The organism is uncultured Eudoraea sp. (genome assembly GCF_947260015.1).
Taxonomy (GTDB): domain Bacteria; phylum Bacteroidota; class Bacteroidia; order Flavobacteriales; family Flavobacteriaceae; genus Eudoraea.
Genome location: NZ_CAMYOM010000013.1, coordinates 28,923 through 46,030, shown reverse-complemented (window position 1 = coordinate 46,030; position 17,108 = coordinate 28,923). Strand labels below are relative to the sequence as shown.

Here is a 17,108-nt window from a genome sequence, read left to right as displayed (position 1 = left end):
AATCACAAAAATGCTAAATATTCATAATCTTTCTGTTTCTTTTGGAGGAGAATACCTGTTTAAAGAAATCGCGTTTAGATTAAATGCAGGGGACAGGGTTGGGCTTATTGGAAAAAATGGTGCGGGGAAATCTACCTTGCTGAAATTACTTTCTAAGGAAATGGAACCAGATTCGGGTACACTGGCCACAGAAAAAGATATAAAAATTGGCTGCCTTAAACAGGATCTTGATTTTGAGTATGGAAGATCTGTTCTTGAAGAGGCCTATGAGGCTTTTACAGAAATAAAAATATTAGAACTCAAATTGGAGCAAATAAATTTCCAACTAGGGGAAAGAACAGATTACGAGAGCGACCTTTACAATCAATTAATTATAGACCTGAATGATATAACTCATCAATATGAAGTTCATGGAGGTTACAATTATCAGGGACAGACTGAAAGAATTCTTTTAGGTCTTGGTTTTAAAAGGGAAGATTTTGATAAAAGTACAGATATCTTCTCCGGTGGATGGCGGATGCGTATAGAATTAGCTAAACTTCTTCTGCAGAATAATGATGTTCTTTTATTAGATGAGCCTACCAACCATTTGGATATTGATTCTATACTTTGGCTGGAGCAATTTCTGCTAAATTATCCCGGTGCACTGGTGATAGTTTCTCATGATAGAATGTTTTTGGATAATGTTACAAATAGAACAATAGAAATATCCCTCGGAAGAATTTATGATTACAACAAGCCATATTCTAAATATTTAGTGCTAAGAGGAGAAATAAAAGAACAACAACTAAGTGCCCAAAAGAACCAGGAAAGAGAAATTCAACAAACAGAGCGTTTAATAGACAAATTTCGGGCCAAGGCCTCAAAAGCTACTATGGCTCAATCACTTATTAAGAAACTGGACAGGATGGAGCGCATTGAGGTTGATCAGGATGACCTTAGTGCTATGAAATTGAGATTTCCAATTTCCGTAATTCCCGGAAAAGTGATATTTGAAATGGAGGACCTTTCCAAAAGTTATGGTAATAAGGAAGTTTTAAACGGAGTAGACTTAATATTGGAAAGGGATAGCAAAACAGCTTTTGTGGGCCAGAATGGACAAGGTAAAACAACCTTAGCCAAGATTCTTGTCGGGGAATTGGAATATCAGGGAAGACTAAAATCCGGACATAATGTTGAAATAGGTTATTTCGCCCAAAATCAAATGGAATATCTGGATGGCAATAAAACCATACTGGACACTATGATCGATGCTGCCAATGAGAAGAATAGGAGTAAAGTAAGGGATATATTGGGATCTTTTCTCTTTAGTGGTGAGGATGTAGATAAATATGTCAAAGTTTTATCCGGGGGGGAAAGGAACAGATTGGCATTAGCTAAAATGTTGCTGCAACCCTTTAATGTTCTTGTTATGGATGAGCCAACAAATCATCTCGATATCAAATCTAAACATGTTTTAAAAGAGGCATTGAAACAGTTCGAGGGTACATTGATTGTAGTTTCGCATGACCGCGATTTTTTGCAGGGACTTACCAATAAGGTTTATGAGTTTAAGGAAAAAAGAATAAAAGAGTATTTAGGGGACATAAATTATTTTCTTGATCAGCGGAAAGTTGAAGATTTCCGGGAAATCGAAAAGAAACAAACCGATCAGAAAAAGAAAGAAAAACGCAATAACAAACCTTCAGATTATGAAGGTCAGAAACGATTAAAGGCGCTAAAGAATAAGTTAAGTACTCTTGAAAGTAACATAGCCGGATTAGAGAAGGAGATCGCTAAAATAGATCACGATCTGCTTATGGATTACGATACTACAATTGCGATTCCGGATTTTTTCGATAATTATCAGGCTAAAAAAAAGGAGCTGGAGGAGTTGATGACAAAGTGGGAAAATACTACTTTAGAGCTTGAAAACAGTCGGACGGGGGAATAAAATGCAGGCCTAAATTTCTTTTCACAACAGAAAATAGGACTTTCACATCAAAAACAAGCACTTCATCGATTATATAGGTTGTTTGTCTATATAAATTAGTAGTTTTGTAGGGTAATTCTTTATTAATGAAAGGTTTTTATTTAATTAAAGTTACAACAATTTCTTAAATCTCCATTTAATGAAAAAGCTGCTTCTTGTTCTGGTTCTTTTAATAACGGCAAATCAGGTGATTAATGCAAAGGTCAGTAAGGCTGAAAAAATGGCTTTATTAGATCTTTATGAAAGCACTAATGGAACTTCCTGGTTAAAGCAATGGCATTTAGACCAACCGGTTTCAGAGTGGTATGGGGTTAAGGTTGAAGGAAATCATGTCGTGGAGATAAATTTATTTCGCAATAATCTTTCCGGTACTATTCCGGAGAGCATTGGTAACTTGAATCACTTGCGAATTCTTAATCTGGCATTTAATACGCTGAGCGGAGAGTTACCAAATACAATTACACAACTACAAAGCCTGGAGGTTCTGAAAATAGAGATGAACAGGTTTAAAGGGAATCTTCCTGAGGAGATAGGAAACATGGAAAATTTATTGGAGCTTACCGCTTTTAATAATTTTTTCTCTGGTGCTATTCCAAATAGTATAGGGAATATAGTTAACCTACGCGTACTTAACCTTTCCAGTAATAATTTTGTTGGCCATATACCAGATTCAATTGGAAATCTTACAAGACTTGAAAGTCTGGGACTTTTTGAGAATACTTTGGATGGTGAAATCCCACATAACTTAGGACAACTGGTTTTACTCAAGGAACTTGTACTTGCAAATAATCAATTAGGTGGGGAGATTCCCGCAGAATTTGGTCAGTTGGCTAGTCTTAAAGTGTTGCAAATTCAGAACAACAAATTTAATTCATATAAAAACCTTGAACTTTTGGACACCAGGGAGTTTCTGGTTTTTGATTATGATAAAGGTGATGTAAAATTAGATTTCAAGGATGTCAATTTTTCTAAAACCCGCATGGCAGATACGAAATTTGAGGATGATGATGAAAATTAGTAGTTAAATTGTGCTTTAGTTAGATTAAAAGGGATGCAATAAGCATCCCTTTTTGTTTTAAGATAAGTTGAAAATATTAAACATAAATTAAGAATACTTTAACATTAGTTGCATATGCAACTAATGAATTTTAGCGTTATATTTGCAGTATGAATAATACAGACATTTTAGTGGATTTTGATAAATCTGTAGGTCGTTCTATAGGTGTAAGCTCTAAGATGCTGGATTATTATTTAAATGAGGCATTGCAGGCGGAAGGATTGGATATGAGCAAAGAGCAAATGATAGTTCTTAAAAAATTATTTGAAAAAGATGGCCTTATTCAAAATGAACTTGCCTTCTTAACGTTTAGAGATAAGTCCTCTATGGCCAGATTGCTGGCCAAAATGGAACGTAAGAATTATATAGTCAGAATTCAGGACGATGTTGATAAGAGGGTAAATAGGGTATTCCTTACCGAAATTGGAAAGGAAATTTTCTTAAGAACCAGACCGATAATAATTAAGCTTAAAGACTTGATGGAAAGAAATATTTCAGAAAGTGATATTCAACAACTAAAGAAAACTTTGGAGCGCATTCAACATAATATAAGCTCTGCAGAGGCTCAAATATAACCGTAAAGGAATGAGAAAAATAATTTTATCAATATTAGGAATTGTAATTATAATAGCCTCATTTTTTTTGGCTAAACAAATTGCTAACAGTAAATCCAGACCAAAGGCGAAAGTAGAAAAAGTAGTAAAAACTGTTTTTACGGAAACTGTGTCCAATGGGACGGTTGCTATTATCGTCCCGGCGAATGGCAATTTAAGGGCAAAAAGGAGGGTTGAACTCTATGCTGAAGTTCAGGGCGTTTTCCAAAAAGGGAATAAACTGTTTAAAGCTGGACAACCTTACAAAACAGGTGAAACAATTATCAAAATAGATGCCTCTGAATACTATGCAAGTGTACAGTCGGCCAAGAGTAATTTATACAATTTAATTACTTCGATCATGCCCGATCTGCGTCTGGATTACCCTGAAGTATTTCCAAAGTGGCAATCTTACTTGAGCGGATTTGACCTGAACAGAACCACACCGCCTCTTCCGGAAATGACTACTGAAAAAGAAAAATTCTTTATTTCCGGACGTGGAATTCTCACTAATTATTACAGTGTTAAAAACCAGGAACAGCGTCTTAGAAAATACCGCATTTCGGCTCCGTTTAAAGGGATACTTACGGAAGCTCTTGTTACTGAAGGAACACTTGTAAGATCCGGACAGAAATTAGGAGAATTTATAAATACAGATACGTATGAACTTGAGGTTGCTGTAAGTAAGACATTCAGTGATCTTTTAAAACTCGGCGAAGAGGTAGACCTGGTTAATTTGGATCGCAACAAAAAATATAAGGGAATTGTTGCCAGGATAAACGGGAACATAGATTTGGCTACACAAACCATTAAAGCATTTATAGAAGTAAGTGATCCGGATTTAATAGAGGGAATGTATCTGGAAGCTAACCTAAATGCAAAACAAGAAACTGATGCTATTGAAATAGATAGAAACCTATTGCTCGAGAATGATCAAATATTTATGGTAAGGGACTCCGTCCTTGACCTTGTTGACGTGAGGCCGGTATATTTCTCGGATAAAAAGGTTGTCCTGAAAGATGTCCCAAATGGTATTTCTATACTAACTAAACCTGTTGTAGGTGCATATGCCGGAATGCTGGTAAAAAAATATAAGGAAGATACGGCTAAACTGGAAAACCAATGAGAAATGTAATCTCCTATTTCATAAAATATCACGTTGCCGTAAATGTAATAATAATTGCGTTTTTCATCTTCGGAATCGTTGGAGCGACATCCTTAAAATCTTCATTTTTTCCTTTAACGGATTCTAAGAATATCTCAATAAACATTATCTATCCGGGGGCTTCACCGCAGGAAATTGAAGAAGGAATTGTACTCAAAATTGAAGATAATCTTAAAGGACTCGAAGGCGTAGACCGGGTTACCTCTACATCCAGAGAGAATAGTGGAAATATCAATGTTGAAATTGAGAAAGGAAGGGATATAGATTTTATGTTGTTGCAGGTGAAGAATGCAGTAGACAGGGTACCTACATTCCCAACCGGGATGGAACCACTAATAGTTTCAAAATTGGAAGCAATAAGACAAACTATAAGCTTTGCAATTAGTGGTGAAAATATCCCGCTGGCAACCTTAAAACAAATAGCTCGTCAGATAGAAAATGATATACGGACAATTGAGGGAATTTCTCAGATTAGCATATCAGGATATCCCCAGGAAGAAATTGAAATAGCCTTAAATGAGAATAATATGCTTGCCTATGGCCTGTCTTTCTCTGAAGTTGCCGCTGCGGTTTCCAATGCAAATATTCTGGTAACCGGTGGAAATATAAAAACCAGCGAAGAAGAATACCTGATCAGAGCAAATAACAGGTCCTATTATGGCGATGAACTTTCCAATCTGATCATTCGTGCAGATGCGGGCGGACAAACAATTAGGCTGAAAGATATAGCTATTATAAGGGATCGTTTTGCAGAAACACCAAATGCTTCATATTTCAATGGAGACCTGTCAGTTCGAACAACTATCACAAGCACAAATACCGAAGACCTTATTTCTTCCGCTGAAAAAGTTCGCAATTATATTGAAGATTTTAACCAGAAAAATAACAATATTCAATTAAATGTGGTTAGTGATCTTTCTACGACACTTACACAGCGTACGTTATTACTAACGGAAAATGCCATATTAGGTATGATTCTGGTGCTTATTTTTCTATCCGTATTTCTGAATACCAGATTGGCTTTCTGGGTAGCATTTGGTTTGCCCGTGGCCTTTTTAGGGATGTTTATTTTTGCAGGTTTTTTCGATGTTACAATAAATGTTCTGTCACTTTTTGGGATGATTATAGTTATTGGTATTCTTGTAGATGATGGGATTGTAATAGCCGAAAATATTTATCAACATTACGAAAAAGGAAAAACTCCGGTTCAGGCTGCAATAGATGGGACCATGGAAGTGCTTCCTCCAATTGTATCTGCAATTATTACCACTGTGCTTGCGTTCTCAATATTTTTATTTCTGGACGGACGGATTGGGGAATTCTTTGGAGAGGTTTCTGTAATTGTAATACTTACCCTTGTAGTTTCATTGGTAGAAGCTCTTATAATTCTACCAGCTCACTTGGCTCATTCTAAAGCCTTGCATGCGGAGGATAAAAGACCAAAAAAGGGTATTGCCAAAATATTCTCAAAACTTAGAATTATCAACAAAGGTGGAGATCAGATTATGGTTTGGTTTCGGGATAAGGCCTATAGTCCTACATTAAAATTTGCCTTGCGATATAAACTATTAACTTTTTCTTTTTTCGTATTTGCACTAATTATCACCTTCGGTTCTATAGGTGGGGGAATTATCAGATCTGCTTTTTTCCCTCAAATTGCAAGTGATAGGGTTCAGATAGAATTACTCATGCCAAATGGCACGAATGAAAAAATAACAGATTCCATAATAACCTTAATTGAAGAGAAAGCGGAAATTGTCAATCAGGAATTAACAGAACAATATCTTCAGGGTACGGGTAAAGTTCTTTATAAAAATGTAATAAAAAATGTAGGACCTGGTTCTTCAGCTGCAACACTTACTATAAACCTATTGCCAGGAGAGGAGCGACCGAATGCCATCCGGTCAGATCTTGTAACGAATCGACTACGAGAATTGGTAGGGCCTGTAATAGGTGTTGAAAGCCTTATATATGGCTCAGGAGGTAATTTTGGAGGTGACCCTGTGTCTGTTTCTTTATTAGGTTATAATATTGAGGAATTAAAAGGAGCTAAAGAGGAACTAAAACAGGCAATGCTCAATAATCCTGACCTTAAAGATATTGCAGATAACGATCCGGCGGGAATCAAGGAAATCCGTCTGGAGCTAAAGGAGAATGCCTATTTGTTGGGCCTTAATTTAAGGACGGTAATGAATCAGGTTCGGGCTGGATTCTTTGGAACTCAGGCCCAGCGATTTCAAAGAGGACAAGATGAGATAAGGGTATGGGTAAGATATGATCGTGAGAACAGATCTTCAATAACCGATTTGGATGAAATGCGAATCGTTACTCCTAATGGTAGTAGGATACCATTAAAGGAAATTGCTACTTATACTATTGAACGGGGAGATGTTGCTATTAATCATTTAGATGGTCTCCGTGAAATACAATTATCATCGGACCTTAAGGACGCTAAAAAAGTTAGTGCCACAGATATTATGACTGAGATGCGTACAGAAATAATGCCTAAAATTCTTGCTAAATATCCAACTGTTATACCTTCATATGAAGGTCAAAACAGGGAAGCAGGAAAACTTATTGGCTCCCTTCAATTTGTTGGCCTTACGGTGTTGTTTTTAATTTATATTACCATAGCTTTTACTTTTCGCAGTTTTAGCCAACCTTTGATGCTTCTTTTAATGATTCCTTTTAGTTTAACTGCAGTTGCATGGGGGCATTGGATTCATGATTTTCCAATCAATATTTTATCAATGTTAGGTGTTATCGCTCTTATTGGGATTATGGTGAATGATGGATTAGTACTTATAGGGAAATTTAATAACAATCTGAGAGATGGGATGTCGTTTGACGATGCCATTTATAATGCAGGGCGCTCCCGTTTTCGAGCAATCTTTTTAACTTCATTGACTACAATAGCTGGTTTAGCGCCACTTATTCTGGAACAAAGCAGACAGGCACAGTTTCTAATTCCTATGGCTATTTCAATTGCTTATGGGATAGCTTTTGCTACTGCTCTAACGCTGGTAATGTTACCCATTTTCCTTTCTTTTAGCAATAAGGTTAAGGTAAATACCAAATGGTTGGTAACGGGGAATAAAGTTACCAAGGAAGAGGTGGAACGCGCCATTAAGGAACAAAAGGAGGAACTACAACAACATAACCAATTAGTAACCAAGCTTATTGAAGAATCGCCGAAAGGATCAGAGAATGGCGAAAAGAAAGAAGAAACTTCAATTGAGCTAGAAGGTAAAAACAAATGAAAATACATTATACGGTATTAGTGCTATTAGCATTGAGTTTTAATGCTAATGCACAGGAGAATTTATTGTCCAAAAGTGAGGCCATAGCACTCGCATTAGAGCAGAATTTTGGTATAAAATTTGCCGAAAATACTGTTGAAATTGCCGATAATAATCAGGGAGTATTAAACACTGGATTTTTACCAAGCCTAACGGGTTCAGCCGGAGCTACTTATAACAGGGATGATTCTACTATTGAATTTCCGGGCCAGGTAGATGAAAATGGAATTCCCAGGCCGAATTTTGAAATTAATAAAGCCGAAGCACAGCGCTATAATGCGGGGCTGAATTTAAACTATATTCTTTTTGATGGCTTAGGACGCAGATACAATTATAAAAGGCTGAAGGAACAGTACCAATTAACGGAATTGCAGGCCAGGGAAACTATCCAAAACACCATACTTCAGTTATTGAGTATCTATTTTGAAGTTGCCCGTTTATCTGAAAATGAATTTGCACAGAAAGAAGCTTTGGAGGTTTCAAAGGATCGGATTAAAAGGGCCCAATACGCATTTGAGTATGGGCAAAACACACAGTTGGATGTATTAAATGCAGAAGTTGATGTTACCAATGATAGTATAATTCTCCTAAATACCCAGAGATTATTGAAAAACACCAAACGCGATTTAAATGTTGTACTCAACCAGGAGGTAACAAACTTATATGAGGTAGATACATTAATTACTTTCATACCGATGCTGGAATTGCAAGCGATGGTTGATGATGTATCAATAAACAACCTGGCCCTCCTCCAAACGGAAAGGAATCTGTCCATAAACGAATATGACGTCAAAGTAAGTAAATCCGGGTATTTACCGGTGATTGGTTTAACGGGTTCATATGGTTGGAATTTAAATCAAAGTGCCGCCTCCGCTTTCTTTCCCGGAGTCAACAATAGCACTTTAAATCTAAATCTAAGTGCGGGCCTTACCTGGAATCTTTTTGATGGTGGAATTACTACTGTTCAGGTTAGGAATGCTAAAATAGCCTTAGAAAATCAGGAGTTATTAAAAAAGCAGGTTGAACTTGAGGTAGAGCGGAATATTGAGAATGCCATTGAAACTTATGAAAATAGATTGACGATATATCAAATCCAGGAGAAAGCAGTAATTACCAATCAGAATAATTTTGAACGATCAAGGGAGCAATATCAACTGGGAAGGATTACATCAATAGAATTCAGACAGGCTCAGATTAATCTCTTAACTGCTCAAACCACCAAAAACCTCGCAAAGTACGATGCCAAACTAGCCGAATTAGAGCTTTTGCAATTAACCGGTCAGTTATTGAATGTAGACTTTTAATCTCTTCGATGTACGAACACTACTTTCAGTGCCCCTATTGCTGGGAAGAAATATCAATGCTGCTGGACCCCTCTATTCAAAGGCAGAATTACGTTGAAGATTGCGAGATATGCTGTAATCCTATAGAATTATCAATAGAATTCATTAACAACGATCTTGAAAGTTTCCGGGCCAATAACCTGGAACAATGACTACTTCTAAAAACAATACAGAACCAATAAACAGCCTATTTTTATCTAAGCTCATTTCTTTACTTGATCTCTAATTGTCACTTTAGTATTCCGGGTAGATTAAAAATTGGTATCAGGTTAATCGGTTTTGATTATTTTAACAAGCGAAAAATTTAATCTGAAATTATAATTCCATTTTCTTTGGAACAGATACGTATCAAAAGTATAATTTATGAAAGGATTTGATTCTTTAGATTGGGTAGTAATTACGGCATACTTTATTATATTGCTTGGAGTAGCATTTTGAGTTATAAAGCAAAAACAAAAGAACACCGAGGATTATTTCCTGGCGGGTCGTAATATTGGGTGGTTTATAGTTGGTGCTTCTATTTTTACTTCTAATATTGGCTCTGAACATGTAGTAGGGCTCGCAGCTAATGGTGCTGGAGATAAAATGCCATTACTCATCTATGACTTATCTCAATCTTGTAGTGTTTCCGAGCAGGTGCGGCATGAAAAGATTGTAAAACGAATGGAAGAAGCCGTTGTACTGGCTAGAAAAAGTGGTAAAGTAGTTGGCACTTTTGTGGAAACGAGGAAGATGCAAAAAAGTGGGAAATAACAGGGGTTCAATATATCTCAAAAGCCGTTGATAAGGGTATAATATTAAATGCCTTTAAAAATATAACAGCGGGTTTAACAAAAACGATTACCAACACCTTTTTAAGGCAGCGGGCTTTGCTCACCTATCGCTTCTCTGAATGCTTTCCATTTTATGGTATCACCGTCAATTGAAAAGGTATTTGTTTTTTTAAAAATTGCCGTGATTGCACCTATTCCTGCACCCACGGCTCCAAAAATAAATCCAAAACCACCAGCACCCTCACCTTTGCCCCACCATTCACCTTCACCGCCTGTTGCGAACCCCAAAATTGCTCCGGTTCCTGTGCCTATAACCGCACCCATGAGGATATTATGCCCCGCTGATCGTTTTGTTTTTATAGAACCAATACTGGTTACTTCAATAGTTACGGGTTTTTCTCTGGGCCCGGTTACCAGGGAAGTGTCCGTTAGGACGGCGATTCTACCCTTGGATATTTTTATACCATTCAGATCATATACTGTTACAAAGGGAGTTGCCTTATTTTTTTCTTTTTGAGAATAAAATGTACTCCAAGATAAAAGCGCAAGAATTAGAATAGGGATTTTCAGGTAATCATAAAAGCAAATATTTTGGTCAAATAGCGGCATAGTTAAGGGATCGGAATTTTTATCTTACTTATAAATATATGGTTGATAAGACAAACAGGGCGGGACGTGCTGTCTTCGAGGGAGTATTTAAAAATAGAAAAATATTACTAAATAATTCAGAAATATTCAATTATTTGGCAGATCCTGTACAATGCCAGGCTGAATTTCTAGATTTTCCATGGAGGATTCCTCCTGTTCACTCCTCCGTAATACAGTATTAATTGATTACCATCAGGATCTTTTAGCCTGGCCTCCCTCCATAGCCAGGGTTTATCATTCGGTAATTCGTCAAATTCGATTCCTTTGGAAAATAACTTACCTACGTACTCATCCAGATCTTCGCATTCAAAATACACATATATTCCATCTCCTGAAGGTAGTTTTTCGGTTTGGTGTATAGAAAAAGTACTATCCCCATCAGGACATTCAAATCTTGCGTAATGTGGTAAGGCCTTAACAATTAGTTTTAATCCGATCTTTTCATAGAATGGAATGGATTTAGTCAAATCAAGGGATGGAATAGTTATTTGATTTAAATTCATTTAAACTTGTTTAGATATAGATTGTGGACATATTATTTTCCGAAAAGACTTCTCCGAGTGTACTCTACGGAACTATCTATTCGCTTTTATGCACTTCCAATTCAATTTCTATCATAAACTCGGGTAATGCCAATTCCTTAACACCAAGCCAGGAGCCTGTAGGAAACTGCTTTGTATAAACGGTATTCCTATAAGCGGCGTGTTCCAGAAATAAAGGCATATTAGTTGTAAATACATTCTCAACAACAACATCGTCAAAAGTGCACCCATAATGCTTTAATATCTTATCCAGATCCGCGTAGCAATTTTTCATTTGTTGCTCAAAATCCCCTACAGCGGTTGGATTTCCGTCGTTGTCCATACTAACAGCTCCGGATATTTTAATATCGTTGCCAATTTTCACGGCATGAGAATACCCATAGGCTTTTTCCGTTTCAGGACGAAGCAAAAAATACTCGGGCTTTTCTGCCTCGACTATTTGTTCTTTTTCAACTTCTTTGGGTGCCTGGTTGCAGCTTTGAATTACAAATGCAAAAACAAATAGGGGAGCAAGAAATTTAATTCGGTTGGAGATGGTGTTCATGTTTTTCATATTTTTTTGTTTTGATAGATTAATGATTAATCTGTTTCTGGTTTTTCCGTTTTAAAAACCCCAAGTTAATAAAACTATAATATTATTTGCAGATCTATTTGCCTCATATGTAAATATTTTGAAATTAACTACTCCAGTGAATAAATTGGAAAAAATGTTCTGAGTTATCATCCTATTCCGGGAGAATATCTGGGTTGTAATCCGCTATCCGACATTGGGAATACCTGGAGTTTATAGAATATGAACAAACATCTTCTAATTTCTTTCTAATATTTCTAAGCCTTAATACTAGTTTTTGTTTCATCCAAAACTCTCTTCATTAATATAGGACCAATTACTATATAAATTAAAGCTGTATATAGTCCGGAAAAATATTCTCCAACATAAATTGATATCAGGATATGTCCAATAGAATTCAATAATACTCCTACAAGGATGAAAAAAAGGGGAATTATCATCAACTCCTTTATTTGCTTAAACAAAAAGATTCCTCCAATTATAAAAATGAAATAGGCTACCATATTAAAGACTAACCAATAGTCTAATGGGTATGCTTCCTGACCTAATAATTTGGGTACTTCTATAATAAAGTCTGTTAAATACTCTTCAGTAAAGTGGAGAAATTGAATTCCCAATAACAATAGGTATAAAGGTAATATCCTTTCAGGAGTTGGTGTCTTCTTATAAAATGTATTTAAATAAACTATATAGGTAAGAATTGTTCCGGGTATAAATACTATTACTGAAGTAAGCGTTGAAGAAACAATTATGAAAATTGCAATTAGTATGATTACAATTACTAAAGGGATTAATATGTACCTGTTCATCTTCATTATCTTAATCTTAATGAACCTCTATGGGTATCTTCTAATTTCTAAAATAACTTTTTTTATAAGGCAGCATTAGAATTCGTTTAACTTAAAGTATCTGTGTTCATCTAAAACTTTATCATTTTTGAATATTGCCTTTTTAAAAACACCTTCTTTTTTATATCCGTTTTTCTCAAGCGCCTTCATTGAGGAAATATTAAATTCAAAGACCCCTGCATGGATTCTGTCCAATTTTAAGTCTTCAAACCCATAATTGGTAATTAATTTAATAGCTTTTGTGGCTATTCCTTTACCCCAATAGGGCTCTCCAATCCAATAACCAATTTCGGCTGATTTTCTGTAAACATCCTTCTGAAGGACTAGTCCTACTACCCCGCAGAGATCCCCTTCATATTCTATTCCGAAATGCTGTTTAGGTTTTTCATTTGTTACTAAGTTTATAAAAAACTTTGCATCACTTTCATCATAGGGATAAGGAAAAGAATCTCTTAAATTAACCCATATATTCTTATTATTGGCAAGTTTTGCTAATTGAGAAATATCAGATAGATGGAGTTCTCTTAATATTACTTCTTTTGGTTTCAATAGTAGCTTTTTCTTTGGATTAGGAAGTTTTAATAAATGCCGTTTTCTTAGTATTGCAGCCTGTTTTCTGAATTTTATACAATAAGAGTTCCTCATCTTCATTTGGAAGTATAATTGTACCTGTCATTTCTAATCCCAATTTATCTAAAAGCCTTTGAGAGGAAATATTCTCTTTTGATGTAATTGCCTTAATTTCTTTAATTTCAAATTCTTCAAAGGCCGCTTGTTTCAATCTATTTGCAGATTCAAAGGCATAACCTTTCCTTTCATATCCGGGGAGAAATGCAAACCCAAGATCTATACCAGCTAATCCTTCTCTATCATAAAGTCCACAAGTTCCTATTTTTATATGGTCTGATTTACGAAATATTGTGTAATTAGAATATCCAAGTCTTTTGAGCTGTGGTAACATTTTGGTTTTAATATAATCATTTGCACTTTCAATAGATTTGATATCTCTATCTCCAATATATTTAATAAACTTTGGAGTATTTATAAGTTGATAAATAAATTCTGCATCTTCAACTGAAGTTGGCTTAATAAGTAATCTTTCCGTTTCAAATTCTTTGTACATTATTTTTTATTTGGTACATCTTTATTGGGATAAAAACAATTAAATGTTGGCAACAAATGGAATTTCAAAGAATAATTGAAATAGATATTTTCAATTAGGCTATTTATAAATAATTAAAGAACAGTTCTACGGCATTGCCTAATATAAAACTGCCAAAGGCTGCTGCTAAAGATATGCGTCCCAGGCTAAATGCATTTGAAAAGGCCAGCCAGAGCGCCAATACAGCACAACACAAAAAAATGACCAGCGCATAAACAGGCACCAGTGTTGTAATAAGTCCAATTATATTAAAGAAAAGATCCGACAATACCGTAAATGCAAATAGAGCCATAGTGAAATTGGTCTTGGGATGTGCGATAAACATATAAATACCGGCAATCAGGAGCTCAACACAAATGGCCAAAGGTCCAAATTGGCCGTAATACTCTGTTTTAAAATAGCCTTCCCAACCCACTGGAAACATTATCTCCGAGAAAAATATTGACCCAAGAATTAGCGCAATTATTATCAATACAGAGGCAATAATTTTTCTTTTTTTCATGATGGGCTATTAATGGCTCGAAGATATCCTGCTAGATTGTTTAATTTAAAAATGGGAACTTTTGTTATGTGTTCTAAGATAGCGATGAATTGTAGATATAAAAATCCAGATTACTCTGGTAGTCTCTTTTTCACCATTGCTATCTGCCCCATATGATTGGCCTGATGTTCCAAAACATGAAACCATGCCCAATGGTTGTTCATGCTCTCATCTATGGTTGCTGCAAACCACGCATCATCTTTGGCTTTAAGACCTTTGAGTGTTTTTCCCCGAACCTGATCCCATTGATCCAAATAATATTTTATAGGTTTTCCTTTTAGTTTGTCTCTTGATTCTGCTCCCAAACCAGCGGCAATTAGCCAAAATTCTCTTTCTTCAACAGTCCAGGTGCGTTCTTCTAAAGTTTCAACCTGGGTGTATGCTTCGGTGGCCACCAAATGCATAATTATGGCCCCAATACTGTTAGCCTTGTCGTCAAATAAGTAATCCGTTTCCGCCTGATCTAAATCATTGATGTCTTCTGTAAGTCGATCCTTTAATTCTTCCAGCATATCTACCATTAAACCGATTTGAGGCGTATATCCTTTTTCAGGTTTAATTTCATGCTGTGCATTCACTACTGAGAATGAAAAACAAAAAATTAATAACACAGCATTTTTATTTAGAGATTTCATATTATCATGTTTAAAATTATCGGTGCTCTATTTGATGAATGCTTTTCGAGCTAAACAGAGAACATTGAATTTAGTATAAACTACTATATGTGAATAAAAATAACTGTTTATCCTATAACTTTTCCGGATATATAAATTTTTCCTTGTTCTTTATCCGTTTCACATAAGACCTTCTTCAGCTATATTTGCCGAGTACTTAAAAGGGCATTAAAAGATATCTGGAGATGCTTTCTGTAATTTGGTCCCGATTGCTATCGGGATGGGATATCATCAGGCCTGGATAGATTCCTTCGTTTAGCTTCGGAATCGGCCTGCCGATAGCTCCTTCTACATTGTATTACGAAGGAGAAGCTCCCGGGAGCGGTTGGTTTTACAAAGGTAAAACCTGTTTTGTGCATTTTCTTATAATTAGAGGTGAAAGGAGCTAAATATTATTCCTGATATTTAAAGCTACTGAAAATATCTTGCCATGCTTTCCAAATAGCAACATACGCAACTTCTGGTTTTTCAAGATTTGATCCATTACTTCCCTGACCTAAGAAATTATAAACAACACCACTATTATCTCTAAAAATGTCCGGGAATTTGTCATCCTCTAATAATTGATAACTATCAAAACTAGAAACTTTGAAAGCGGATATTACTCTTTTACCAGAATTGCCATAAACAAGATATTTATCTGATTGAATGGTAACATCTCTTCGTTTACTATTCATAAAATCATTATATCTAAAAATATGTACTGCTTGACTTGTTAAAATACCATAGGTAAATTCCCCCGAATTTGGTATGTTTTCACTACTTTCTTCATCTGATGGTTCATCTGGGGTTTTGGACGATACAAAATCAGGAAATAAGAAGCCATCAGGTAAACTCATTACTTTAGCATTTGGCAAGAAGTCTTTTACTGTACTCCACGTTGTTTCAACAACTGGAATTGTATTAAATCTCCTATTAATATTTGGTCCATTTATGCCTTTGACTAACATTTGGGACCAGATTGTTTCTGTATCCTTTTCCCAGGGAGTAACATTATTCTTATATAAAAGTCCCGAAGCTCTAAAAATGCTTTTACGTCTAAACGCAATGGCACTTTTTGTTATAGGACAATAACTAAAAGCAAATTTCTGACCATTAGACACATCATTTACAACTTCGAATGGATTTGTATGTGCGTAGGGATAAACTCTTATTTGTGAGCCAAAGTTTACGATTCCAACCAATTGATTGCCATCTAATCGGGTGTCTTTTACTGATGAAAATTCTGGATTTTCTATTAACGGAAAGAGGTTTAATTTACCAGTAATATCAGATACATCCACTGACCATTCATCTGTTTGATTTTCAATATCAGCATCGTTCTTAGAACAGCTAAGAACAGTCACAAGTCCGAGAATAAAGAATAATATTTTCATAAAGCAAGAGTTTGTTAAACTTAGGTCGTTAAAAAACTTTAAAGCTTACTTTTTTGAGCTACAAAATGGGCATTAAGAGGCTTGCACAACGAAAACGCTCTTTTGTTCTTTACATCTATTGAAATTTGAAATTTAAGTTTGGAATTTTATACAGGGCCTGGATTGCTTCCTCCACTTTGTTCCGGAAGCGGCCTTGAGGATGGCTTTACAAAGAAAGCCATCATAACTTTGTGCATTTATTGAGATTTGGTCCCGATAGCTATCGGGATGGAATTTTATACAAGGACTGGATTCATTTCGTTGCTCTGCAACGAAATGGGCCTTGGGGGTAGCTTTACAAAGAAAGCCAATAGCGCTTTGCGCTATCTATTTTTTATTTCACTAAACGTCTCAAGCAAGCTTGGCCGTTTGTTCTATAAAAAAACCACCAACGTTCGTTGATGGCTTTCTTTGTAGCGGGGACTGGACTCGAACCAGCGACCTTCGGGTTATGAGCCCGACGAGCTACCTACTGCTCTACCCCGCGATGTGAACTTTCAATATT

17 protein-coding genes, 1 tRNA gene and 1 pseudogene are annotated in these 17,108 nt (G+C 35.8%); 9 read left to right on the top strand and 10 right to left on the bottom strand.

Going from position 1 to position 17,108, the window contains the following annotated elements:
- Nucleotides 1-10: 10 nt before the first annotated feature.
- The 9 genes and pseudogenes from Q0X66_RS07855 to Q0X66_RS07815 all read left to right on the top strand — a co-directional run bounded on the left by Q0X66_RS07855 (nucleotide 11) and on the right by Q0X66_RS07815 (nucleotide 10,182).
- Entirely contained in the window at nucleotides 11-1,933 is a 1,923-nt protein-coding gene (locus tag Q0X66_RS07855; protein WP_297704979.1) for an ABC-F family ATP-binding cassette domain-containing protein, read from the top strand.
- A 178-nt stretch (nucleotides 1,934-2,111) separates the two neighbouring features.
- Nucleotides 2,112-2,990, top strand: coding sequence for a hypothetical protein (locus Q0X66_RS07850; protein ID WP_297704977.1), 879 nt, complete (start codon nucleotides 2,112-2,114; stop codon nucleotides 2,988-2,990).
- Between the two features lie 149 nt (nucleotides 2,991-3,139).
- Nucleotides 3,140-3,604: a MarR family transcriptional regulator gene (locus Q0X66_RS07845; protein WP_297704975.1), complete on the top strand. Its 465-nt coding sequence runs from the start codon at nucleotides 3,140-3,142 to the stop codon at nucleotides 3,602-3,604.
- Nucleotides 3,605-3,614: 10 nt separating this feature from the next.
- Nucleotides 3,615-4,748 (top strand): HlyD family efflux transporter periplasmic adaptor subunit, encoded by a 1,134-nt coding sequence (locus Q0X66_RS07840; RefSeq protein ID WP_297704973.1) that lies wholly within the window; start codon nucleotides 3,615-3,617, stop codon nucleotides 4,746-4,748.
- Complete coding sequence (locus Q0X66_RS07835; RefSeq protein ID WP_297704971.1) at nucleotides 4,745-8,047, top strand: efflux RND transporter permease subunit; 3,303 nt, start codon at nucleotides 4,745-4,747, stop codon at nucleotides 8,045-8,047. The genes Q0X66_RS07840 and Q0X66_RS07835 overlap by 4 nt, the downstream gene beginning before the upstream one ends.
- Nucleotides 8,044-9,390: a TolC family protein gene (locus Q0X66_RS07830; protein WP_297704969.1), complete on the top strand. Its 1,347-nt coding sequence runs from the start codon at nucleotides 8,044-8,046 to the stop codon at nucleotides 9,388-9,390. Before Q0X66_RS07835 ends, Q0X66_RS07830 begins: the two co-directional genes overlap by 4 nt.
- A gap of 8 nt (nucleotides 9,391-9,398) precedes the next feature.
- Nucleotides 9,399-9,581, top strand: a complete 183-nt coding sequence (locus Q0X66_RS07825; RefSeq protein ID WP_297704967.1) for a CPXCG motif-containing cysteine-rich protein — start codon at nucleotides 9,399-9,401, stop codon at nucleotides 9,579-9,581.
- Between the two features lie 289 nt (nucleotides 9,582-9,870).
- Nucleotides 9,871-9,978: pseudogene (locus Q0X66_RS15920) on the top strand (hypothetical protein); the annotation flags it as partial.
- A 36-nt stretch (nucleotides 9,979-10,014) separates the two neighbouring features.
- Nucleotides 10,015-10,182, top strand: coding sequence for a hypothetical protein (locus Q0X66_RS07815; protein WP_297705093.1), 168 nt, complete (start codon nucleotides 10,015-10,017; stop codon nucleotides 10,180-10,182).
- A gap of 101 nt (nucleotides 10,183-10,283) precedes the next feature.
- Here the strand turns inward: Q0X66_RS07815 and Q0X66_RS07810 are convergent, their stop codons facing one another.
- The 10 genes from Q0X66_RS07810 to Q0X66_RS07765 form a co-directional block, all read right to left on the bottom strand.
- A complete protein-coding gene (locus Q0X66_RS07810; protein WP_297704965.1) occupies nucleotides 10,284-10,811 on the bottom strand; it encodes a hypothetical protein in 528 nt (175 codons plus the stop codon).
- 167 nt (nucleotides 10,812-10,978) lie between these two features.
- On the bottom strand, nucleotides 10,979-11,353 hold the full coding sequence (locus Q0X66_RS07805; RefSeq protein WP_297704962.1) for a VOC family protein: 375 nt from the start codon (nucleotides 11,351-11,353) through the stop codon (nucleotides 10,979-10,981).
- A 76-nt stretch (nucleotides 11,354-11,429) separates the two neighbouring features.
- The gene (locus Q0X66_RS07800; protein ID WP_297705089.1) at nucleotides 11,430-11,936 is read right to left on the bottom strand and encodes a RidA family protein; all 507 of its coding nucleotides are present in this window, start codon (nucleotides 11,934-11,936) and stop codon (nucleotides 11,430-11,432) included.
- Nucleotides 11,937-12,220: 284 nt separating this feature from the next.
- Complete coding sequence (locus Q0X66_RS07795) at nucleotides 12,221-12,772, bottom strand: HXXEE domain-containing protein (RefSeq protein WP_297704960.1); 552 nt, start codon at nucleotides 12,770-12,772, stop codon at nucleotides 12,221-12,223.
- Nucleotides 12,773-12,847: 75 nt separating this feature from the next.
- Entirely contained in the window at nucleotides 12,848-13,360 is a 513-nt protein-coding gene (locus tag Q0X66_RS07790; RefSeq protein ID WP_297704958.1) for a GNAT family protein, read from the bottom strand.
- Between the two features lie 19 nt (nucleotides 13,361-13,379).
- On the bottom strand, nucleotides 13,380-13,934 hold the full coding sequence (locus Q0X66_RS07785; protein ID WP_297704956.1) for a GNAT family N-acetyltransferase: 555 nt from the start codon (nucleotides 13,932-13,934) through the stop codon (nucleotides 13,380-13,382).
- A gap of 103 nt (nucleotides 13,935-14,037) precedes the next feature.
- Complete coding sequence (locus tag Q0X66_RS07780) at nucleotides 14,038-14,475, bottom strand: hypothetical protein (protein ID WP_297704954.1); 438 nt, start codon at nucleotides 14,473-14,475, stop codon at nucleotides 14,038-14,040.
- Nucleotides 14,476-14,585: 110 nt separating this feature from the next.
- A complete protein-coding gene (locus tag Q0X66_RS07775; protein ID WP_297704952.1) occupies nucleotides 14,586-15,149 on the bottom strand; it encodes a DinB family protein in 564 nt (187 codons plus the stop codon).
- Between the two features lie 431 nt (nucleotides 15,150-15,580).
- Nucleotides 15,581-16,564 (bottom strand): DUF3179 domain-containing (seleno)protein, encoded by a 984-nt coding sequence (locus tag Q0X66_RS07770; protein WP_297704950.1) that lies wholly within the window; start codon nucleotides 16,562-16,564, stop codon nucleotides 15,581-15,583.
- Nucleotides 16,565-17,017: 453 nt separating this feature from the next.
- A tRNA-Met gene (locus Q0X66_RS07765) sits at nucleotides 17,018-17,090 on the bottom strand.
- Nucleotides 17,091-17,108: the final 18 nt, after the last annotated feature.